Here is a 22,227-nt window from a genome sequence, read left to right on the forward strand (position 1 = left end):
ATTGTTTATATTAATGAAAAAATGGGGGGAGGAAAAGAAAAATAACATGGGATTACATCATAATTTTGAAAAGAAACAGATAGCTGAATTCCCAAGACAGGAGGGGATCTTTCAAAACCTGAACAGTCAAAACATATCCTCTGGGCTGATTTCCAGTACGCTGGTCATGACAGGGCCAGCGATCATCATTTTAGAGGCAGCGGCCGCCGGTCATTTTACTGCCCAGCAGACCATCAGCTGGATGTTCGCCGTCTATTTCTTTGGCGGACTATTCGGCATCATCATGCCGCTTGTATTTCGTACCCCGATTACGGGTGGTCACTCGATAACAGGGGTGGCTTTCTTAGCAACAATAACTTCGCAATTTACCTACCCTCAATTAATCGGAGGTTACATCATTTCAGGTTTGTTGATTTTTCTCATTGGCATTTCAGGCCTTTTTACAAAAATTATGAACTGGGTTCCAAAAGAAGTGATTGCGGCCATGCTGGCTGGATTGGTGACAAGTTATGTTGTCAGGATAGTCCCATCACTGAAGGAAATGCCATGGGTTGGGGGAGCGGCGCTGATCAGTTTTATTCTGGCATCGAAGTATGGTAAACGGATTCCGCCGATCTTGGCCGCCGTTGTGGCTGCCTTTGTCGTCCTTTTATTTACAGTAGACTTGCACATCACATCAGCAGCAATCGCCTTTTCTTTACCTTCACTGCAAACTCCGGAGTTTTCATGGATGGGAGTTGTTACCATTGCCATTCCACTGGCGATGCTCGTTCTGAGCAATGATGCGGCTCCTGGAATCGGAGCGTTAAAGAGTTCTCATTTTGAGCCACATACTAGCAAGGTCATTACCTTTAGCGGAATATTTTCGATTTTCGCCGGTTTGTTCGGAGGACAAAGTGCAAATATAGCGGGAATGATGACGACCATCTGTGCCGGACCGGATGCGGGGCCAAAGCCGAAACGGTACATCGCCTCCATTGTTTCCGGAATCGTGATTCTAATCTTCGGCATTTTTGCCTGGAAGATTGTCCCGTTCATTCAGTCCTTGCCACAGGCCTTTGTTTCGATGCTAGCCGGTTTTGCACTGATTGGGGCACTGCAGTCTAGCTTGCAAATGGGGTTTTCCGAAGCGCGCTATCGATTAAGCGCCTTGTCTGCCTTTGTCATCGCCCTTTCAAATGTCTCTTTCTTGCAAATCAGTTCTCCTGTATGGGCGCTTTTGTTTGGTGCCATGATTGCGCGGAGTGTTGAAAATAAGGAAGTTGCCTAGCAATGATAGTAATTATCAGACTATATTCTCAATTCTAAAAATTATTTTGAAAAATTACCCAATTCATGATTAAATAAAAGCAGACATATCAGATATGTGATATCTGACGGGAAGGTGGTGATTAGGTGAAGGTAGAAAAAATCTCAACGAAAAAGGTGTCAGAATCTGTTGAAGAACAACTGGAAAAAATGATCCATTCTGGCATGTTTAAGGCTGGTGAAAAACTTCCTTCCGTTCGTGAACTTTGTGACCTGTTTGGGGTCGGCCGATCCGCTGTGCGTGATGCGATTACAACCTTAAGCGGCAAGGGAACAGTTTATGTGAAACGAGGAGAAGGAACCTTTGTTTGTGAATTCGATTCGAGCAAATTGTTTAATCAGCATATGCTGCTGTCCAGCTCAAGGGATATAAGGGAAGTTTTTCAAGTAAGAAAATTATTAGAAACTGGAATGGCTGAAATGGCTGCAGTTAATCGCACAGAGGATGATTTACATATTTTGAAACACACACTCTCCGGTCAAGCATCAAATCCTTGGGAATCCGATTACCAGTTTCATTTAACAATCGCCAAGGCAACAGGCAACGAGATCCTCATCCAATTAGTCCAATTTATTTCCACTACCATGAAAAAAGTGATGATGGATTTTCATCACTACATCCAAAAAGACGATAATACAGTGAACTTAATTTCCTGCCAGCACCAGCAAATCATCGAATCGATTGAAAAAAGAGATCCCAAAGCAGCAAAGCAGAGTATGAGCAACCACTTAAATACTGTGGAAGAGCTATTACAAGGCAGTGTATTGTCAAACCAATAAAGGCAGTGCTTTTTGAAACTGTTAGAAACGATGTTTCTTATTGCGGAACAAAGAGAGGTGTGTGTGAATGATAACAGCAGAACTTCTGGGAGACTTGAAAGCTATTTTACCAGAGGAGCGAATAGCAGCGGAGGAAGAGCAGGGGCATCCTCTAGGTAATAGTGCAAAAATAACAGTCTATCCGAATTCAGAAGTGGAAATCGCCAACATTTTACGATATGCCAATGACAATGGAAAAAAAATCTCCGTTGTCGGTGGTGGAACAAAAAGAGGTTTTGGCGGGTTAGTGGAGTATGCCGATATCGGGCTGTCTTTAGCAAATTTTAAAGGCATCGTCGAGCATGTTGTTGGGGACATGACCCTGACCGTGAAAGCGGGAACCCCTGTGAAAGAGTTGCAGGAGTATCTGGCCCAGTACAATCAGAAGATAGCCATTGATGTCAATTGGCCTGAATATGCCACCATTGGCGGTGTCATCGCCGCAAACGATTCCGGTCCCAAACGTCTTGGCTATGGTTCAGCAAGAGATGCCGTGATTGGCCTCCGGACTGTATACCCCGATGGAACCGTCATCCGGTCCGGAGGAAAAGTGGTAAAAAATGTGGCCGGCTATGATATGAATAAGCTGTTTATTGGCTCAATGGGAACACTTGGCGTGGTATCGGAAGTGACCTTAAAGCTCCGGCCGAGGCCAAAGTACGAAAGTCTTGTGCTCCTGAGTTTCCCAGAAGGGGACCTTCAGGGAATCCGTTCATTCGCGGTCAAACTATTAGACTCGATGATGGAACCGGTGGCGCTGGAGCTATTGAACCCATCACTTGCAAAAAAATTAACGGGCCAGCACCGTTATACGTTGGCCATAAGCTTTGAGGATATCGAAAGCTCTGTCCACTATCAAGGGGAGATGATTATAAAGATTCAGCCGGCACAAACGGAACTAAAAATTCTCTCGACAGAGGATGCGCTAGTCTTTTGGAATCAATTCTATCAAATTTCACCAAACGGTGCAGCAGACCCGGACAGCCCGCAAACCGAGGCTGCTTTAAAAATCGGTGTTGTGAACCTGGATGTTGTCAATGTCATCAGCGAGTGCCAGCTGCTGCAGGATTCCCATCACGTATCCGTTCTGGCACACGGGGGGCTGGGGCATGGTCTCTGTCAGGTGAATTTAAAAGGACCTAGCGATGATATTGTGTCAGTTATCAATTTATTAAGAAATGCAGCGGAACAGCTTGGCGGGTATGCCGTTGTGAAGCATTTGCCTTTCTCACTTCGCCAAAAGGTGAATGTTTGGGGAGAAAAACCATCCCATTTTTTCCTCTTAGAAGGGATTAAGACAAAAATTGATCCAAATAGAATCCTGAATCCTAGCAGATTTGTAGGAGGGATATAAAAAGATGAGTTTAAAAGATATGGCATTAAAGCAAAGTCCGGCGTGTGGAACAGGCAGTTTGGGAAATTATCTTTGGAGTGACCCGCCAGATGAGAGCAAATGGGCAGACTGCGTTCACTGCGGGATGTGCCTGGAATCCTGTCCTACCTACGAACAAACTGGAATGGAGCAGCACTCCCCACGCGGACGTGTTTATTTGATTAAGTCTGTTGCAGAAGGAAAGCTGGAAGTGAACGAGCAATTCATGGATCCCGTCTTTGCTTGTCTAGATTGCCGTGCTTGCACAACGGCCTGTCCGGCGGATGTTGATGTTGGTGGATTAATTGAAGAAGCCCGCGGCCAGATTCGCCAAGCGATGCCGCTTACAGGTGTAAAAGGGGCGGTCAATAAATTTTTTCTAAAAGGCTTGTTTCCAAATCATAACCGCTTGAATGCCGTGGGAAGCCTGTTGAAATTTTATCAGAAGAGCGGAATGCAAAAGGTGGTTCGTAAAACCGGACTAATAAATGTTATGCCCCAGCATTTGGTGGATATGGAAGCCATCATGCCGGAGGTGAAGGAGCCAGTACGCAAAAAGTACAAAAATCAACGTGTCATTAAAGCAAAAGAGGAGACCAAGAATGAAGTCGGTTTCCTGACAGGCTGTGTCATGGATGTCATGTTCAGTGATATTAATCAGTCCACGATAAACGTATTAACCCGTAACGGCAATGATGTGGTGATCCCGCAAAGCCAAACCTGCTGCGGCGCTCTGCATATTCATGCGGGTGACCGTGAAACAGGGAGAAAACTGGCAAAACAGAATATCGAGGCGTTTCAAGATGTTGAAAAAGTGGTTGTCAACGCAGCAGGTTGCGGTTGCATGATGCAGGAATACACGGAATTGTTCCGCGAAGACCCTGAATGGCGCGAAAAAGCCGAAGAATTTTCTGCAAAGGTCGAAGATATATCTAAATACTTGCATGACACAGGCTATGAAAAGCCCAAAGGGGAAATCAACACGCGAATTACCTATCATGATGCCTGTCACTTGGCGCATGGTCAGGGAATCCGCCAGGAACCGCGTGATTTGTTGCTGGATATACCTGGAGTGGAAATGGTCCACATGCCTAATGCGGACCGTTGCTGCGGAAGTGCCGGAATTTACAATATTACGAACCCTGAAATGGCCGGAGCCGTTCTTGAAAGCAAGATGGAAAATGTACCGGATGACGTTGAAATGATTTCGATGGGGAACCCCGGATGCATATTGCAAATGTCCATAGGTGTCCAAAAGTACGGCAGGAATCAAAAGATTGTCCATACGATCCAGCTTCTTGACTGGGCTTATCAAAAAGGCGATGCTGCTGCAAACAAGGAGGGGAAGTAAATGGCTGCAAAGGGCATTGAATCAAACGATAAGCATATCCTTAACCTGGCGGCAATCGTGGGCGGGGAACGGTCGATCCTTTACCACAAGGAAGATTTGGTCGCTTACGATTGCGATGGCTTTACACTTCATAAGCATTTGCCGAAAGCAGTTGTGTTCCCGAAGAATGCTCAAGAAGTGGCGAAGTTAGTAAAATATTGCTCTGATAACCATTTGCCTTTCCTTGCCCGCGGGGCTGGTACGGGTTTAAGCGGCGGCGCGATCCCCTTAAACGGCGAGGTCATTATTAGTCTGGTCAGAATGAAGCGCCTGCTTAGCGTCGATTTGGAAAATCGCCGTGCCGTTGTTGAACCAGGCTTTGTCAATTTGAAGTTGACGAATTCGATTTCCGATAAAGGCTATTATTATGCACCGGACCCTTCCAGTCAGTATTGCTGTACGATTGGCGGAAATGTCGCCGAAAATGCCGGCGGAGCCCACTGTTTGAAATATGGGGTCACGACCAACCACATTCTCGGGCTTGAGGTCGTGCTGCCCAACGGGGAAATTATTGAAATTGGCAAAAACGGAATCCCGGATTCTCCCGGATATGATTTGCTCGGGCTTTTGACTGGCTCAGAGGGAACGCTTGGGATTGTGACTAAAATAACGGTTCGCATTTTGAAAAATCCGGAGGCGAAGCAGACGGTCCTCGCTTACTTCGATAAGGTTTCGGACGGAAGCCAGGCCGTATCAGACATTGTCTCAGCAGGGATTGTTCCGGCAGCTCTTGAAATGATGGACAAAATCGCCATCGAAGGGGTGGAAGCGGCTGCGTTTCCAGTCGGGCATCCAAGGGACATCGAGGCAGTTCTTCTAATCGAGGTCGACGGGATTTCCGCAGGAATTGAAGAGCAAATTAACCAAATTCTTGAGGTTTGCAAAAAAAGAAATGTCCGCGAAGTGAAGGTCGCCCAAGACGAACAGGAGCGCGGCAGATGGTGGGCAAACCGGAAAACAGGCTTTGGCGCGATGGGAGCGATATCGCCAGACTATTTGGTACAGGACGGCGTGATTCCAAGAAGCAGGCTGCCAGAAGTGTTGGAGCGGATTAACAAAGTAAGTGAGGAGTACGGCTTGCGCATTGCTAACATATTCCATGCCGGGGACGGCAATCTTCACCCGCTTGTGCTGTTCGATGCACGGATTCCGGGTGAGTCCGAAAAGGCTTTAAAGGCTGGAAGTGCCTGTCTGCAGGCGTGCGCCGATGTAGGCGGAACGATTACGGGTGAGCACGGCGTTGGCATTGAAAAAAGAGAAGAAATGCGATTTGTGTTTAAGGATGAAGAAATTATTGCGCAAACCGACATTCGTGAAGTGTTTAATCCCGATAATCTATTAAATGCCGGGAAACTTTTTCCGTCACCCGGTCGCTGTGTAGAGATAAAGACGGAGATGAAAACGGCAGCTTCAAGGTAAAAAGACAGAAATAGCACAAATTTTGCAATTATTATTGAAATGGACGCAAGAAACGTGCTATCTTTTTTTAAAGAGGAAAAGAAACGGTGTTTCGTAATAACAAACACCAAGATATTTTTCATATAATAGAAAAAGAAACCCGAAAAATTTTAGGGAGGAGCATTTAAAATGACAAACTATGTAAAAGCGGGGAATCTTCAAGTAGCGTCAGAACTCTATGACTTTATTAATCTGGAGGTGCTGCCAGGGAGCGGAGTGGAACAGAATCAGTTTTGGGCAGATTTTGGAACATTGGTCAAAGATCTGACGCCAAAAAACAAGGATTTATTGGCACGCCGTGATGAAATCCAAGCGAAACTGAATGCATGGTATCGTCAAAATACTGGAAACTTAGATTTCGCCAAGTATAAAGCATTTTTAGAAGAAATTGGCTATCTCGAACCAGAAGTGGAGGACTTCCAAATTGCCACTGAAGGAGTAGACGATGAAATTGCCCTTCAGGCCGGCCCGCAGCTGGTAGTGCCTGTTAACAATGCCCGCTATGCTATTAATGCGGCCAATGCCCGCTGGGGAAGTCTGTACGACGCTCTTTACGGAACAGATGCGATTAGCGAAGAAGATGGCGCAAACCGCGGCGGCGGCTACAACCCGGTTCGCGGGAATAAAGTAATTGACTTTGCGAAAGAGTTTTTAGACCATGCGGCACCGTTAAGTGAAGCATCACATAGGGATGCTGCCCAGTACAGCGTCTCAGGCGGCAAGCTATTCGTTACGCTAAAGAGCGGCAAAACAACAGGCCTGGCAGATGAGTCCCAATTTGTCGGCTATAACGACAATCCTGAAAGTCCATCTGCGGTACTATTGAAAAATAACGGTCTTCATATCGAGATCCAAATTGACCGGAGTCACCCAATCGGAAAAACAGACGCTGCTGGGGTAAAAGATATCCTTATTGAAGCAGCAATCACAACCATTATGGATTGTGAGGATTCCGTTGCCGCCGTCGATGCAGAAGATAAAGTGCTTGTATACCGTAACTGGCTTGGCCTGATGAAAGGTGACTTGTCTGCCACATTCGTGAAGGGCAACAAAACGATGACGAGAACCCTTAATCCGGACCGCACTTACACCTCACCGGATGGCAAGGATTTAAGCCTGAACGGCCGTTCGCTATTATTTGTCCGTAATGTCGGTCACCTCATGACGATTAATGCGATTCTAGATGAAAACGGCAAGGAAATCCAAGAAGGCATTTTGGATGGTGTTGTTACAAGCCTGATTGCGAAACATACCCTTTTAGGCAATGGTCAATATCAAAACACGTCAAAAGGTTCTATTTATATCGTTAAGCCGAAAATGCACGGTTCAGAAGAGGTGGCCTTTGCAAATGAATTATTCGACCGTGTCGAAGACATGCTCGGATTGCAGCGGAATACACTGAAAATTGGGGTCATGGATGAGGAACGCCGGACTTCCTTGAACTTAAAAGCATGTATTCGCCAGGTAAAGGATCGAATTGTCTTTATCAATACCGGCTTCCTGGATCGTACGGGAGATGAAATGCATACTTCTATGGAAGCAGGCCCGATGATCCGTAAAAATGACATGAAAGGGTCAACATGGCTGCAGAGCTATGAACAGTCAAATGTTAGTGCGGGTTTGGCGACAGGACTTCCAGGCCGTGCCCAAATCGGGAAGGGAATGTGGGCAATGCCTGATTTGATGGCAGAAATGCTGAAGCAAAAAATCGGCCATGTGAAAACGGGTGCTAATACGGCATGGGTTCCGTCACCTACTGCCGCTACCCTGCATGCTCTTCATTATCATCAGGTTGATGTAGTAGCCGTGCAGGAGGAGAAGAAGCAGGAAATCAAGGACTTAACCGATGAGATCTTGCAAATCCCGGTTGCAGAAAATCCAAATTGGAGCCCGGAAGAAATCCAGCAGGAGCTTGACAACAATGCCCAAGGGATTTTAGGATACGTAGTCCGCTGGGTAGAGCAGGGTGTCGGCTGCTCAAAGGTACCGGATATTAACAACATCGGATTAATGGAAGACCGTGCTACGTTACGGATTTCTAGCCAGCACATGGCTAACTGGCTTCACCACGGCATTTGTTCAAAAGAGCAGGTATTAGAGACATTAAAACGCATGGCTAAGGTCGTAGACGAGCAAAACGCCGCTGATTCTGCCTATCGTCCTATGGCGCCTGATTATGAAACATCAGTAGCGTTCCAGGCTGCGTGCGACCTTGTTTTCGAGGGATATAATCAGCCAAATGGCTATACAGAGCCAATTTTACATCGCCGCCGCATTGAGGCGAAGGCCCAATTTGCGGTTAAACAGTAATTGATTATTGGATAGTAAAATGGAGCAGCTTTCCTTTACGGGCTGCTCCATCCTTACATAAGCTAAAACAAATAATCCAGCATGTTTTTTCGAGGAGGAAGAAGAAAACGATGAAATTTACAAGATTTAAAGTAAATGGTGACGTGTATACAGGGGTCATAAGTGAAACGGTTATCAAAGAAATCAACGGAGATTTATTTGGAGACTGGGAGTACACGGGAATAGAATTTTCTATAAAAGATGTAAAGCTGCTTGCACCGCTTGAGCCTAAGCAGATTATTGGAATCGGGGCCAACTTTGTTTCTAAAACTGAAGATCTTCCAAGTGATTTGCCGGAAATTCCGGTTTTCTTTTTCAAGCCGACTACATCTGTTATCGGGCCTGAGGACGAAATCATCATTCCTCAGGGAATACAACAAGTGAAATTTGAGTCAGAGTTAGCGGTTGTCATCGGTAAAGAAGCAAAAAATGTTCCTGAATCAGATGTATTGGATTATATTTTTGGCTATACAGTGGGCAATGACGTTACTGCGCCGCAATTTTTCCATCAAGATGGTCATTGGACGATCGGAAAGTCGTTTGATACGTTTACCCCGCTCGGCCCCGTAATTGAAACAGAGCTCGACCCATTTAATATAAGGGTAGAAGCAAGGCTTAATGGGGTTGAAAAGCAAAACAGTCCGACTGAACTGATGATTGTTCCGCTTCGTAAAATGATTTCGTATCTTTCCAAGGTGATGACTTTAAAACCTGGGGATGTAATCTTGACGGGAAGTCCTTTAGGAGCAGAATTTGTTGGTGAGGGCAGCGTAATTGAATGCGAAATTAAAGAAATCGGCACCCTTCGAAATACATTTATTACCGCAAAGGAAACCGTAAAAGTTTAATCGCGTTTTCGTCAATGTCCGGCAGTTATAGACTTTGTGCTATAATGATAGGAAATTTGCTTCTTCAATTACGGGTGCTACTAGAGCTAGAGGTGAAGATTTTGGAAAGAGAAAATATGGTAAAGTCTGTGAGCCGGGCATTGGATATTATTAATATAGTAGGTTTAAAAAAGGATGGACTAGGTGTCACAGACATTTCTAAGCAGATGGATATTAATAAAAGCTCCGTCTTTCGTATTCTGGCTACACTTGTCCGATATGGATATATAGAGCAAGATGAAGAAACAGGGCGCTATAAACTGGGATATAAGTTTTTGGAGATTAGCTCAAAACTATTAGAGTCGATTGATTTGAGGGCAGAGGCGAGACCGTTTTTACGGGAACTGGAAAAAGAAACAAACGAGGTCATCCACTTGGTTGTTTATGATCAGGGTGAGGTCGTGTACATCGAAAAATTAGAGGGAAATGAAACACTACGGATGCATTCCAAAGTCGGAAAAAGAGCCCCAATGCATTGTACCTCGGTGGGGAAAGCCATCCTTGCTCATTTGCAGGCAAGCGAAGTTGCGGATATACTTGATCGCAAAGGGCTTCCGGTGCATACGGATTATACCATTACCGACCGTGACATGTTCCTGCAGGAATTGGCCAGCGTTAAACAAAAAGGCTATGCACTTGACTTGGAAGAAAATGAATATGGGATTCGCTGTATCGCCGTCCCAATTTTTGATCATCTGGGAAAAGTTTGTGCAGCCATTAGCCTTTCCGGACCTACAATCCGCATGACGGATGAAAGGTTAGAACAGCTGAAGCCAAGAATGATGAAAATCGGAAGACAGATTTCGGGGAGACTTGGTCATTCAGGACATATTACTTAATTCAGGAGTCAAATACGGTAAAAAAATTATTCGGTTAAAGATCGAATAATTTTTTTGTTCGTTTTTGTCGAAACTCTATGACGAAATAACTAAATATTTGGAATATTGTTGCAACTGTCGACAGGCATTTGTATAATGAATTATATAAATGCATAATTTTTCATAAAAATGAATGAAAAGTTATGATTAAAAATAGAGTGGGGGATGGTTAATGGGTACGGGAATGTTATCTTTTTTATCACTGCTGCCAATTATTGTTGTTGCTATCTTTTTAGTCGGACTTAGGTGGCCAGCAAGTAAAGCGATGCCGATTTCTTTTATCGTTGCAGTGGGTTTGGCCTTATTTGTCTGGCAAGTGCCGGGAGCTCAGGTAGCTGCCGCGTCTATTAATGGACTTGTGACAGCAGGTACGCTCTTATACATTATATTTGGGGCGATTTTGTTATTGAACACGCTGCAGGAAAGCGGCGGAATTAGAGCCATTCGTCAGGGATTTACAGATATTTCACCAGACCGCCGTATTCAGGTTATTATCATTGCCTGGTTATTTGGTTCCTTTATTGAAGGGGCTTCGGGGTTCGGTACACCAGCAGCTGTAGCAGTTCCGTTAATGGTCGGACTAGGGTTTCCGGCAATGGCAGCTGTTATCGCTGGAATGGTGATTCAAAGTACACCAGTTTCCTTTGGTGCTGTTGGTACCCCTGTTCTTGTTGGAATTCAAACAGGTTTATCCGCAGACCAGGGCATCACAAATGATTTTTTGGCACTAGTAACGGCAATTGGCGGGAAGGTCTCCATCCTACATATGATAGCCGGTACACTTGTTCCTCTTTTCGTCGTTGCATTAATGACGAGATTCTTTGGTAAAAACAAATCCTACACAGAAGGAATTAAGGTTTGGAAATTCGCCTTATTCGCCTCATTCTCCATGACTATACCATACGTAATTGTAGCAAATACACTAGGACCGGAGTTCCCATCGATGGTCGGGGGATTAGTTGGTCTAGCCATCGTTGTTTCAGCAGCCAAAAAAGGCTTCCTTATGCCTTCAAAAGAAGAGGCTTGGGACTTCGAGGGAAAATCAAAGTGGGACCCAGAATGGACGGGCAACATTGAAATCAAGGATATTGCCCACAAAAGTGGCAACATGAGCATAATGCGTGCCTGGTCACCGTACATTTTAGTAGGCTCGTTCCTAGTATTAACAAGATTGACAGTACTTCCTTTAAATGGTTGGATGAAAGCTTGGACTGTTTCTTTTAATAACATTTTTGGGTCAGAAATCAGTGCCAGTTTTCAACCGTTATATCTGCCGGGAACAATCTTTATTCTCGTTTCCATTCTTACCTATTTTATTCATGGTATGAATGCAAGCGCATACAAAAAAGCGTGGGCTCAGTCCGGTAAAACCACTGTCGCCGCTTCAACAGCATTGATTTTTACGGTGCCGATGGTTCAGGTGTTTGCAAACACAGGCGGTGGAGCGGCGGGCTTTGACAAAATGCCAATTGAATTGGCCAATGGCGCCGCTGCGCTAGCTGGTGAATTCTGGCCGTTCTTCGCCACCTTCATTGGCGGGTTAGGTGCTTTTATTGCCGGCAGTAACACGGTAAGCAATATGATGTTCTCATTATTCCAATATGACGTCGGTTCCCAAATTGGTGTTGACCCAACGTGGATTGTCGCTCTTCAAGCAGTAGGTGGAGCGGCAGGCAATATGATTTGTGTCCATAACGTGGTGGCTGCTTCAGCAGTAGTCGGCTTGGTCGGTAAGGAAGGGACAGTCATCCGAAAAACACTATTGCCATTTGCATATTACGCATTAATTGTAGGAGCTATCGGATACTCGATTGTATGGTATTCAGAAAAGGGCTTCTTTAATGTTGGTACATTTGTGGCAGCAGCCATCGCCGTTGCCGCGATTTACATTATTGCATCCAATAAAAAGAGGGCGGAAATTCTGATTAGTAATGGGAACTCATTTGGCGCGAAATAAAAATAATATTTACTGACTGGACGATTTCAGCCGTCTAGTTTTTTGAAAATCATGATTAGCGATTTTAAAATGGGAATCGATTCATTTCGATTTCCTTTTTTCATGCTTTGAACTGGGGACAACTGATATAATAAGGATAATTTTAAGTAAGATAATGAAGGTGAAGAGTGTGGGGCGTTCATTTGCCAAATGGTATGATTTTTTTATGGGGCCATTAGAAAGAAACAAGTTTAAAAGTATTCGAAAAGAACTGTTATCACAAGCGACAGGCACCGTTCTTGAAATAGGAGCGGGGACTGGGATTAATTTTCCGCTTTACGGAACCGTTGAAAAAGTGACGGCGATTGAGCCAAGCCCGTACATGATAAAGAGTTCCCAATCTAGACGAGAGCAAGCAGTGGTCCCCATTGAAATGGTACAGGCGGGTGCCGAAGTTCTTCCATTTGGGGCGGACACCTTTGATACCGTCGTAGCAACATTGGTTATGTGTACGATCCCCAATCCGGAAAAAGCCTTTCAAGAAATGAGGCGGGTATGCAAACCAGGAGGGAAGATTCTTCTATTTGAACATATCAAAATGGAAAATCGGTTTTTAGCCACGTTGCAGGACTGGTTAACTCCGGCATGGAAAAAAATCTGCGATGGCTGCTGTTTGAATCGGACCACTCTGGAGTTGTTGGCTGATACTGAAATTATTGAATTAAAAAAGTATTATAATGGCCTGTTTGTTTTGGCAGTGGCCGAAAATGGTAAGTAGGATTTTTTAATTACAATTTATTTCAATATATTTTTTGCAATAGAAAAAAGGCGTAAATATTTATCAAGATATTTACGTCTTTTTTGTTACCATTTTTCTATATAGTTTATAGTGAGGTTTGTGTAAGAAAGGAGATAGGAAAATGGGGGATAGGCGTTCAGCATTGCTGGTCATTGATGTCCAAGTAGGGCCAATGTGGGGAACATATAAGAGGGATGAAACGTTTTCGGTGATCAAAACTATGATTGCGAAAGCAGAGCGGAAGGGTGTGCCTATTTTTTATATTCAATTTGAGGGGCCGGAACATGATTTGTTGGCTAGGGGATCGCAGTTCTGGCAGTTTGAACCGGGTATTGCTCCGCGAAAGCAGGATTTCGTCATTCATAAACGGGCTGCGGATTCTTTTTTTCAGACAGAATTACAGGAAGAATTACAACGGCAAAACGTAACGCATCTTTTTGTGTTAGGGGTGCGGACGGAATATTGCATAGATACGACCTGCCGCGCCGCCTTGTCGTTAGGATTTGATGTTACGCTTATCGCTGACGGTCACACGACGGTTGACGAGCTCATTCCAGCGGAGCAAATAATTAACCATCATAATCATGTATTAAGCCGTGTCAGCACTCCTGAAAGGAGCATTATGGTGCAATCAGCGAATGATGTTGAATTTGATTGAAGAAGAGGCAAGCCTGCCTCCTGTTTTTATCGAAACGCACGTAAAAATAATTCCTTAAAGGCATCGGTGGCTGGTGAAAGTATACCTTTTTTGTTAAGAATATAAAAATACCGCGTTAAAGGAACTCCGATGATTCTTGCTTGTTTGAAGATGCCAAGTTCGGTTTCTTTTTGGATGGCGGTTCGGGAAAGAATCGCGACCCCCAGACCGGATTGAACAGCGGATTTGATTGATTCGGTATTTTCTAGTTCCAATACAATGTTCAAATTTTCCGGATTGAGCTGTTTTTTTAGTAGATTGGCTTCGAGAACCTGCCTTGTTCCCGAGCCTTTTTCTCTCATAATAATCGGCAGGCCAAATAGTTCCTCGGCAGAAATCTCGTCAAATAAAGAGCTCACGGATTGCGAAATAACAACTAGTTCATCCTCTACAAACGGGATGCTGTCTAATTTTTCGTGGGGGATTGTTACTTCGATAAACCCTAGATCAATTTCACCGTTCAACAATTTTTCCACGATTTGATGAGAATTATCGACTTTCATGCTGACATGGACGTGGGGATATTTTTTTAAATAATCTCCCAGATAATGCGGCAATAAGTATTCGCCGATTGTCAGGCTGGCACCAAGGCGAAGGTCGCCGTGAATCGTTTCCGAGAGCAGGACGAGCTCCTTTTCGGCTTTGTTCACCAGCTGAATGATGTCTTCGGCATAATGAAAAAGAATTTTCCCCGCATCGGTTAATTCCATTTTTTTTGTGTTGCGGTCAAACAAGCTTGTATTTAAGTAGTCTTCGAGATGTTTGATTTGCAGGCTGACGGCTGGCTGTGACATATGAAGAATTTTCGCCGTTTCGGAAAAATTCTTTTTCGTGGCAGCCAGGTGAAACACCTTTAAATGTTCAAGATTCAATGCACATTCCCCTTATAGAAGGTACAAAAGAAAAGGACCAAGAGCCGCTAATGCAGCAAACCCAATAATCCCGATATACACTGGTTTTACCCCGGTCCTTTTTAATTGTGAAAAATTGATACCTAGTCCAAGTCCGGCCATGGCCATTGACATCAGCAGGACACTTGTTGATTCAATTCCATGGACGACACCTTGCGGCAATTTGATGAAGGTATTTAGCAGGCTAAATCCCAAAAATCCAAAAATGAACCACGGCACGGGTAAATCCTTTAACCTTCTGCTTTGTTTTTGGTTGTCGTCCTTATTATAAAGGAAACCCATGACAAGTGCGACAGGAATCAAGAGTGCAACTCTTCCAAGCTTGACGACGATTGCCGTTTCGCTGCCAACATCACCGGCGGGAGCGGCAGCAGCCACGACATGCGCCAATTCATGAAGCGTCGAGCCGACTAATACGCCATATAGCTTGGCATCGAGCCCTATCATGGGAAATAGGATGGTATAAACAATAGTGCCGATCGTGCCTAAAATGGCAACGATGGCAACGGCAAAGGCAGTTTGGTCTTGTTTTGCTTTTATTAATGGAGCGACGGCGACGATGGCCGCTGCCCCGCAAACCGCGGTACCCACCCCGACCAGGGCGGAAAGATTCCGGTCGACACCCGCCAGTCTGCCTAAGCTGACAATGAGTACAATAGTAAAAATGATAACAATCATATCAATTAAAATAACTGAAAGACCGGTACTGATGATTTGCTGCAGGTTCAATCGGATTCCCATTAGAATAATTCCAGCGCGCAATAATGTTTTACTGCTAAAAGCAATTCCTGGTGTGTAGTCCGTCGGTATGTTCATCATCCTGTTCCACGTCATCCCCAGGAGGATGGAAACAATCATAATACCCATAATCGAGAAAAAGGGCAATGCGGCGATTTGATTGGCGACAATAGCTAGAACAAGAGTCAATACTACTCCTCTGGAAAGGGTTTTTACTTTTCCCTGTTTTGCATTTGTGTTTGATTTGACTTGATGTGTGGGTTTGACTGCTTTCAGTTCCCCATAAGACAACGAATTCATCTCCCTTGAAGTTGTGTAAATTAACCATACCATGGGAAACGCGGGCTTTTTATACGAATCTATAATTGCGGTTATAAATATTATTTATAGGTTGAGGGGAGAGGGATTGCGACAGGGAGAGCTAGGATGAAGGAAAGAATCGCCGGATTGCAGCTGAAAATGTCCTTCATCATTGGGATGAAGGACAAATTAGTAAGGAAACTAGTTTAAAATGTCCTTCATCAGCCTTATGAAGGATAAAATCTTAGTGGAACAATGTCCAAATGTCTTTCATCGGCGTTATGAAGGACAAATTAGGCCGTATGCTTCTTGAAATTGTCCTTCATCGCCTAGCAATACCTAACTAGTGGACATCAAATGAAAGTTTTTGAACTCGAGTCTTTTTGAATGGTCTAGCTGGATTATCTCTCCTAGCTCCAGATGGATTCTGGTTTTAAATAATGGGCCGTCAAACACGAAGGTATGGTATTCACCAGATTCGCCCATTGGGCAGATTGGCGCATGTTGAACATCCTGTAAAAAGGATTCATTTACTAATCTTCCAAGCCAGGATTCATCTAATACATCTTCACGAACACGAATTACTACTGCTTGATACCGGGATTGGACAAATTGTTGCAGCGATTGTAAGGCGGCATCCTTTGTTGTCCATAGTGGATACAGCGCTTCGACTCCTGCTACGGCAGCCACCTTTTCGCCCCATTCTCTGTGGCCTTCCAAATATAGGTCCCCAAAAGCAATTCCGGTAATCTGATAGTTATTTTTTAATGATATTATTGCATTGATGAACTGCTCAGTATAGGTTTCAAACGTGGATTCGATAAAGTGGACAGGGATGGATAATGCTTGCCCTTGTAATTGAATCATTTCTGTACGTTCATCATGTGCAAAGGTCCTGTCCCCATCCTGCGGCTTGGTTGTGACTAACGATATAACTTCATAGCCTTGTTGAATTAGTGTATCCAAGGCCAAGCAACTGTCCTTTCCTCCACTCCAAGACAAAACAATGCGCTTATTCACAAAATCACCCTTATAAAAATTGTTTATTGATAGTTTAACATAAAAACAACACTTGTTCGGAAAATAAAGGTAAATTTGAAGTTTTGTAGAAGTAATATAAATACTAGTTTTTAAAGTGAGGTGGGCAATGGTGACCGATTTAACTTATGCATTTTTAGATGAATATGGAAACTATAGTTTTGATTTTAATAAAAATGGCGTTTCGACCCACTTTATTATTGTTTCCATACTAGTGAAAGATTCAAATAAAGAAATGCTAGAATTGGAAATGGAAAAGGTTGGTCGAGAGTTTTTTCAGAATCGAAAAATAGATAGCGATTCCCTAAGAATCCAAATTTTAAACGAGCTAAAGGACTTGCCTTTTTCAATATACGCCTATGTTGTTGATAAAAGAAAAATAAGGGGAGACAGCGGCATCATGCATAATACCCCCTTTATCAAATATGTAAATCGAATGGTGTATGAAGACTTAAATAAAACATTTAAACAGCTTGATTTGGTGACGGATGAAAAGGAACCGAAACCATTTATCCGTGAGTTTAAAAATTATATCGAAAAGCGGACAATTCCGGATTTATTCAATTATTCCTTATTTGGATTTAACAATGGTCAATCCACGAATCTCATAAAACTGGCCGGCTTTATTGCAGAAACCATAGCCAAAGGCTATGACCGTACTTATTTTTCCGAACAATATCGTACCTTCCTCAAGATCATCAGAAATAAAATAGCTGCTATTAATCTTTTGCCTCTAGATTATAAACACTTTCTTTATGATTATAAATCCGAAATCCCAGACTCCAGATTTGATGAAATTATTATTAAGCAAGCTGTAAATTTGACCTATCAATATATTGAAAAGAATCGTAAAAGTGAAGAGGATGAGGAAAAACTCCGGCTTGATTTTCTTAAGTTTCTTTTATTTAACTTGAAAGAAAATCCAGTTGAATATGTGTATACACAGGAAATATTGGATAACTTGAATGCCATCCGCGATGTGAAAATTAATCAGCATTATTTTCGCTCCAATATTGTTTCGAAGTTGCGCGACTGCGGGTTATTAATTGCGAGCAGTCATAAGGGTTATAAGTTGCCCGTTTGTTTGAATGACTTGTATGACTTTGTCAATCTTTCAAGCTTAACGATTCACCCGATGCTTCAACGAATATCTAAATGCAGGGATCAGATTCTTGTTGCGACCAATAATGAAATCGACATTCTTGAACAAAAGGAATATGGATATCTGAAACAAATTATTGAATTGGGGAAAATGAGGGTAACTTAAATTTCAAGACATTCACAAAGCTGGAAATAGGATAAGTACTCCTTTTCCAGCTTTATTCTTTAAGTAAGGCAGGTAATTTCCGATTCATGAACTAATTCTACCTTGTAGAGGCCGCCTATTTCTTTGATTTCGCAATAACCGGAGCTGTATTTAAATAGAATTTCATATTTTTTTCCATTATAAACTACTAAACCTTTATTCTTCATAATTCTCCATCCTTTATCTCTCTTAAAATAATTGTAAAGTGCTTACCTTTAAGATTTATGAAGTCTGCTTAAAGATTATGTTAATTTTTTGGGGAAAAATGAAGAATAGTGAATGTCGTTTACCGGACTATTCTGTTTTAACTTTAATTTGTGTAACTTCATTATAGCCATACCCCTTACGATTCCAGAATGCTTGGTCGGGCTGTGATTGGCCGTTTGAGTCGAATGCGCGAACTTTGATTGTGTACTCCTTATTTTTTTCAAAAACAGTGGGATGGGACCATTTCACCCATTGGTATCGTTTTGGATTTTCGGATAGAGCAGCCTTTGTCCAAGTTACTCCATTGTCTAGACTAATTTCGACAGCGGTAACCAAGCCTTCACCGGTCCAAGCCAAACCAAAGATATCGTGTTGGCCAGGTTTCAGGATTTGCCGATTCAGGGGCTGTTGAATAATCGTATTGACATGGTTCGTCGTGACTGGAAATGAATCCAGGTTATCATCCTTATGTGGGTGATAGACATAATCATCAGTTTGGAACGGACCGGTAAAAGCGTCATCAATGACATGAATAGTTTTTAGCCACTTTACCGAGGCCATTCCATACCAACCCGGTACAATCAATCGATAAGGAAATCCATGCTTCGGTGGTATCGGCCGCTGGTTATATTCCCAGGCTACAATGACATTCGGAACCAATGCTTTTTCTAGTGGAAGACTTCTCTCAAAATGAACATGCTTTCCTTTCTTGTTGCCGGCATCTGCACCACGAAACACGATTTCACGGGTCCCATTGTTGATTCCTGCCAAGGACAGGAGATAGGAAAGGGGGACACCCTTCCAAGTTCCTTGACTGATGGCCCCGTCTTTCCATTGGTCGCCAAACACCTTTGGCTCAAAGTAGGCCCGCTTGTTTCCGGAGCATTCCACTATGCTAGTTACAGTTCGGGAGGGCAATGATTTAATTTGGTTGTAGTGTAAAGTAATCGGAGTCTTGACAGAACCGATGATGGAAAGGGAGTAAGACTGATCGGTGATGGCGGGATAGGGAAAATGGTTCCTCCGGTACATTTTTGATATGGGTGTTTCTAGCCCTTCTAGAAAATGAATCGGCGTTTCCTGGTTTTCAGGATATAAACTATGTGTCATCAGGTGTGGCTTCACATTAAAGAACTGTTCGTTTGGATCCAATAAACACACTCCTTTCCTTCAATAATTGTATTTACTAGATAGAAATTTTATCCTAATAAAAAAATCCACCTTGAGGGTGGAAATGTTTTAAAACAACTTCATTTGCTCCGGCTTAGGCAGCGTCTTGGCATTGTTATCCAATTCTTTATAGCCCATCGATTTATAGCCTTTTCTTCTTTTTTCAAACATTGCTTTCAATATTGGTTGTTTATGGTCGACATAATCAATGACTTTCACCCGTGATTTGTCATCATGCAACCGATGCAGCCTGCCGACATACTGCTGCAATGTGCCTTCCCATGAGAGTGGCATGACTAAGAATAAGGTGTCTAATCGTGCATGATCGAAGCCTTCGCCAATATATTTTCCCGTTGCAATGACTAATCTTTCCTCGTCATCAGCTAATTCCTCTAGCCTTTTTAAGTTTTCCCTTTGCTCCTTTTTGCTCATTTGTCCGTTCAAAAGAATTATATTTTTAGCGAATCCGGTAAACTTGTCCTTTAAATCGTTGGCATGCTTGACTCTTTCAGTTAATAACAAAGGTACTGAGCCTTGATCCAATTCTTTTAAAACATCATCAAAAATCATCTGGTTTCGATGGTCGTTTTTTATGAGTTCATTAAAAATGAATTGGATATCTTTATTTTCTTCTTTCATTTTAAAGTTTGTGTACCGTGGTACCAGGATATGTTCAAACGGACGAACCTTTGCCTGATTTTTTGCCGTAACTTTATATCGAATTGGCCCCAATTGCATTGTCATAATCGGTTGCAGCCCATCTTTTCTTTTTGGAGTTGCTGTTAAACCGTAAATATATTTTGCATTAACCGCCTTTAATACTTGCTCAAAACTAAAGGCAGAAATATGATGGCATTCATCAACAATGACTTGGCCGTATTGAGTAACGAGCTCTTTTATTTCTCCGTTATAATATAGACTCTGAATGGTTGCAATATCAATTATTCCTGTCTGCTTATTTTTCCCGCCGCCAATTTGGCCAATTTGCTTCACTTCTAAATTTAAAAAGCTGGACAAACATTGTTTCCATTGGTCGATTAATTGCTTTCGATGAACGATTACCATTGTATTGACCTTTCTTTCGGCAATCAGGGCAGCGGCCACTACTGTTTTTCCAAATCCGGTGGTGGCGGACAAAATTCCATTATCGTGTTCCAACAATCTTGAAACAGCATTTTCTTGTTCAGGTCTCAATGTTCCGTGGAAATCAACGGATATTTCCAGTCCATGATTAGATTCATTAAGAAATTCTATATCGATTGAGTGCTCAGTTAACAGGGAAATTAATTCCTCCTTACACCCACGAGGCAAAATAAGGGAGTACGGGGTTTCCTCGTAACATTTTATGGTTCTTGGAATTCTATTTGTAGATAGTCGTTTTGCTTGGGCTTTGTAAAATTCAGGGTTGTTACAAACGGCCAAACCCATCAGTTTTTGAACAAATGAAGCAGGCAGTTTCGCTTTCTCAATATATATGCCATTTTTTTCGATGACAATTAATTTTTTGGGACGTTCATTTATTTCTTGTTTTGGTCTTATTTCTGTTTCTGGTTGACGATAATCCTCTATTATTTTCAGAACTTCATTTAGAGTCATTTTTCTGACCTGTTGTATATAATGCCACTGATCTTGGTAGGGGACAAAGTCTTCGTTAACAAAAACGCTGTTTCCGCTTTTTCTTGAATTTCCCTGTAAAGGCAGGGCAATTAAATTTCCAAGCCCCACTTTAGAAAGAGTATCTTGATTCGGAAAAAATCTGTCAAACGATTTCATCCCTAAATCATGCTTATTTTCAATAGTACGAGATAATAAAAAATTCCCCAGTTTTCGAGCAGTTGCAGCCGGAATGGCTTGTTCGAAAAAAATCCAGATATGACAGCCGTTCCCTGAACGCGAACGTTCCAAACTTGCCGGTACATTCAACGCTTTGCACATTTCAACGAAGGCCAAAGCATCCCGATGCCAATTATTTTTATCAAAATCAACTGCCAAGAACCAACATGTTTCATCTTGTAATAGGGGGTATAGGCCGATAGTTTGTTTCCCTAATAAATGATTATAGAGGACCTGATCGGTTAACGGCAGATATTGGCCAGCGGCCTTTTTAGCTGGGGAGTACCCCTTCTTTCCATCGCTTGTTTCCCAGCGGACCGCGTAAACATCAGTTCTCCCTCTAAAAAATCTTTTATAAATCTGGATACGTTCCATGATTTTCGCCTTTTTGGCTTGCTGCTTCAAATCATCCGGTGGAGATGTTGGAAACTTTATATTATGAGATTTTAATATTTCTTTTAGTCGGTAATTTTCTTGCCTTAAATTTTCGTTTTCTATTAATGCTTGCTGAAGCTTTAGTTCAAGGTTTTGCATAGGTATCCCTCTATTAAAATGGTATACAATAATTATAGCCAAAAATTGCATAAACTAAAATTGTAGATAATGGAATGGCGCAATAATGCAAAGGCTGCGGCCGATTACGTGCAAATGAAAAGTTCAGTATGAACAGCAAATAGGAAAATCTTAATTAACACTTGAAGAAATTGAAGGAAAATTAATAGAGAAGAAAAATAAAAAGCGAAGGCACGGCCAGGTTATTGGCAGTATCTTAGCTTTTTTTGATGCCAGACCATGAAATCTAGATTGTGAAATTTTAATCCATGCGAAATT

The 22,227-nt window shown here is 42.7% G+C and carries 18 protein-coding genes; 12 read left to right on the forward strand and 6 right to left on the reverse strand.

Going from position 1 to position 22,227, the window contains the following annotated elements:
• Positions 1 to 46: 46 nt before the first annotated feature.
• The 11 genes from AR334_RS22925 to AR334_RS22975 all read left to right on the forward strand — a co-directional run bounded on the left by AR334_RS22925 (position 47) and on the right by AR334_RS22975 (position 13,854).
• On the forward strand, positions 47 to 1,270 hold the full coding sequence (locus tag AR334_RS22925; RefSeq protein ID WP_066318754.1) for a benzoate/H(+) symporter BenE family transporter: 1,224 nt from the start codon (positions 47 to 49) through the stop codon (positions 1,268 to 1,270).
• Positions 1,271 to 1,395: 125 nt separating this feature from the next.
• Positions 1,396 to 2,088 carry a FadR/GntR family transcriptional regulator gene (locus tag AR334_RS22930; RefSeq protein WP_066318760.1) on the forward strand — a complete coding sequence of 231 codons (693 nt, stop codon included), beginning with the start codon at positions 1,396 to 1,398 and terminating at the stop codon, positions 2,086 to 2,088.
• A gap of 67 nt (positions 2,089 to 2,155) precedes the next feature.
• Entirely contained in the window at positions 2,156 to 3,481 is a 1,326-nt protein-coding gene (locus AR334_RS22935) for an FAD-binding oxidoreductase (RefSeq protein WP_066318763.1), read from the forward strand.
• Between the two features lie 4 nt (positions 3,482 to 3,485).
• Positions 3,486 to 4,850 (forward strand): (Fe-S)-binding protein, encoded by a 1,365-nt coding sequence (locus tag AR334_RS22940; protein ID WP_066318765.1) that lies wholly within the window; start codon positions 3,486 to 3,488, stop codon positions 4,848 to 4,850.
• Positions 4,851 to 6,308 carry an FAD-linked oxidase C-terminal domain-containing protein gene (locus AR334_RS22945; RefSeq protein ID WP_066318766.1) on the forward strand — a complete coding sequence of 486 codons (1,458 nt, stop codon included), beginning with the start codon at positions 4,851 to 4,853 and terminating at the stop codon, positions 6,306 to 6,308.
• 168 nt (positions 6,309 to 6,476) lie between these two features.
• On the forward strand, positions 6,477 to 8,657 hold the full coding sequence (locus AR334_RS22950; protein WP_066318767.1) for a malate synthase G: 2,181 nt from the start codon (positions 6,477 to 6,479) through the stop codon (positions 8,655 to 8,657).
• Between the two features lie 110 nt (positions 8,658 to 8,767).
• Entirely contained in the window at positions 8,768 to 9,544 is a 777-nt protein-coding gene (locus AR334_RS22955) for a fumarylacetoacetate hydrolase family protein (RefSeq protein WP_066318768.1), read from the forward strand.
• A 101-nt stretch (positions 9,545 to 9,645) separates the two neighbouring features.
• Positions 9,646 to 10,422 carry an IclR family transcriptional regulator gene (locus AR334_RS22960; protein ID WP_066318771.1) on the forward strand — a complete coding sequence of 259 codons (777 nt, stop codon included), beginning with the start codon at positions 9,646 to 9,648 and terminating at the stop codon, positions 10,420 to 10,422.
• A 211-nt stretch (positions 10,423 to 10,633) separates the two neighbouring features.
• Positions 10,634 to 12,418, forward strand: coding sequence for an L-lactate permease (locus tag AR334_RS22965; protein ID WP_066318775.1), 1,785 nt, complete (start codon positions 10,634 to 10,636; stop codon positions 12,416 to 12,418).
• 169 nt (positions 12,419 to 12,587) lie between these two features.
• A complete protein-coding gene (locus AR334_RS22970) occupies positions 12,588 to 13,175 on the forward strand; it encodes a class I SAM-dependent methyltransferase (RefSeq protein ID WP_066318778.1) in 588 nt (195 codons plus the stop codon).
• A gap of 142 nt (positions 13,176 to 13,317) precedes the next feature.
• Positions 13,318 to 13,854 carry a cysteine hydrolase family protein gene (locus tag AR334_RS22975; protein ID WP_066318781.1) on the forward strand — a complete coding sequence of 179 codons (537 nt, stop codon included), beginning with the start codon at positions 13,318 to 13,320 and terminating at the stop codon, positions 13,852 to 13,854.
• A gap of 26 nt (positions 13,855 to 13,880) precedes the next feature.
• Here the strand turns inward: AR334_RS22975 and AR334_RS22980 are convergent, their stop codons facing one another.
• The 3 genes from AR334_RS22980 to AR334_RS22990 all read right to left on the reverse strand — a co-directional run bounded on the left by AR334_RS22980 (position 13,881) and on the right by AR334_RS22990 (position 16,862).
• Complete coding sequence (locus tag AR334_RS22980) at positions 13,881 to 14,765, reverse strand: selenium metabolism-associated LysR family transcriptional regulator (RefSeq protein WP_066318784.1); 885 nt, start codon at positions 14,763 to 14,765, stop codon at positions 13,881 to 13,883.
• Between the two features lie 12 nt (positions 14,766 to 14,777).
• The gene (locus tag AR334_RS22985) at positions 14,778 to 15,833 is read right to left on the reverse strand and encodes a YeiH family protein (protein ID WP_253701346.1); all 1,056 of its coding nucleotides are present in this window, start codon (positions 15,831 to 15,833) and stop codon (positions 14,778 to 14,780) included.
• Positions 15,834 to 16,181: 348 nt separating this feature from the next.
• The gene (locus AR334_RS22990; RefSeq protein ID WP_066318790.1) at positions 16,182 to 16,862 is read right to left on the reverse strand and encodes a diphthine--ammonia ligase; all 681 of its coding nucleotides are present in this window, start codon (positions 16,860 to 16,862) and stop codon (positions 16,182 to 16,184) included.
• Positions 16,863 to 16,989: 127 nt separating this feature from the next.
• Between AR334_RS22990 and AR334_RS22995 the strand changes: the two genes are divergently transcribed.
• On the forward strand, positions 16,990 to 18,147 hold the full coding sequence (locus tag AR334_RS22995) for a hypothetical protein (protein WP_172799284.1): 1,158 nt from the start codon (positions 16,990 to 16,992) through the stop codon (positions 18,145 to 18,147).
• A gap of 59 nt (positions 18,148 to 18,206) precedes the next feature.
• On the opposite strand, the gene AR334_RS30055 is transcribed toward AR334_RS22995, so the two are convergent.
• The 3 genes from AR334_RS30055 to AR334_RS23005 form a co-directional block, all read right to left on the reverse strand.
• Positions 18,207 to 18,353: a hypothetical protein gene (locus AR334_RS30055; protein WP_172799285.1), complete on the reverse strand. Its 147-nt coding sequence runs from the start codon at positions 18,351 to 18,353 to the stop codon at positions 18,207 to 18,209.
• A gap of 127 nt (positions 18,354 to 18,480) precedes the next feature.
• Positions 18,481 to 19,554, reverse strand: coding sequence for a sulfite oxidase (locus AR334_RS23000; protein ID WP_367576371.1), 1,074 nt, complete (start codon positions 19,552 to 19,554; stop codon positions 18,481 to 18,483).
• A 78-nt stretch (positions 19,555 to 19,632) separates the two neighbouring features.
• The gene (locus AR334_RS23005) at positions 19,633 to 21,930 is read right to left on the reverse strand and encodes a DEAD/DEAH box helicase family protein (RefSeq protein WP_066318794.1); all 2,298 of its coding nucleotides are present in this window, start codon (positions 21,928 to 21,930) and stop codon (positions 19,633 to 19,635) included.
• Positions 21,931 to 22,227: the final 297 nt, after the last annotated feature.

The sequence above is a fragment of the Bacillus sp. FJAT-29814 genome (assembly GCF_001510715.1).
Taxonomy (GTDB): domain Bacteria; phylum Bacillota; class Bacilli; order Bacillales; family Cytobacillaceae; genus Neobacillus.

Bases quoted from the DNA above. Each gene is read 5' to 3' on its own strand.
- AR334_RS22925 (WP_066318754.1), top strand. From the start codon at position 47: ATGGGATTACATCATAATTTTGAAAAGAAACAGATAGCTGAATTCCCA.
- AR334_RS23005 (WP_066318794.1), bottom strand. From the start codon at position 21,930: ATGCAAAACCTTGAACTAAAGCTTCAGCAAGCATTAATAGAAAACGAA.
- AR334_RS22955 (WP_066318768.1), top strand. From the start codon at position 8,768: ATGAAATTTACAAGATTTAAAGTAAATGGTGACGTGTATACAGGGGTC.
- AR334_RS22975 (WP_066318781.1), top strand. From the start codon at position 13,318: ATGGGGGATAGGCGTTCAGCATTGCTGGTCATTGATGTCCAAGTAGGG.
- AR334_RS22965 (WP_066318775.1), top strand. From the start codon at position 10,634: ATGGGTACGGGAATGTTATCTTTTTTATCACTGCTGCCAATTATTGTT.
- AR334_RS22935 (WP_066318763.1), top strand. From the start codon at position 2,156: ATGATAACAGCAGAACTTCTGGGAGACTTGAAAGCTATTTTACCAGAG.
- AR334_RS30055 (WP_172799285.1), bottom strand. From the start codon at position 18,353: ATGAAGAATAAAGGTTTAGTAGTTTATAATGGAAAAAAATATGAAATT.
- AR334_RS22995 (WP_172799284.1), top strand. From the start codon at position 16,990: ATGGTGACCGATTTAACTTATGCATTTTTAGATGAATATGGAAACTAT.
- AR334_RS22940 (WP_066318765.1), top strand. From the start codon at position 3,486: ATGAGTTTAAAAGATATGGCATTAAAGCAAAGTCCGGCGTGTGGAACA.
- AR334_RS22950 (WP_066318767.1), top strand. From the start codon at position 6,477: ATGACAAACTATGTAAAAGCGGGGAATCTTCAAGTAGCGTCAGAACTC.
- AR334_RS22945 (WP_066318766.1), top strand. From the start codon at position 4,851: ATGGCTGCAAAGGGCATTGAATCAAACGATAAGCATATCCTTAACCTG.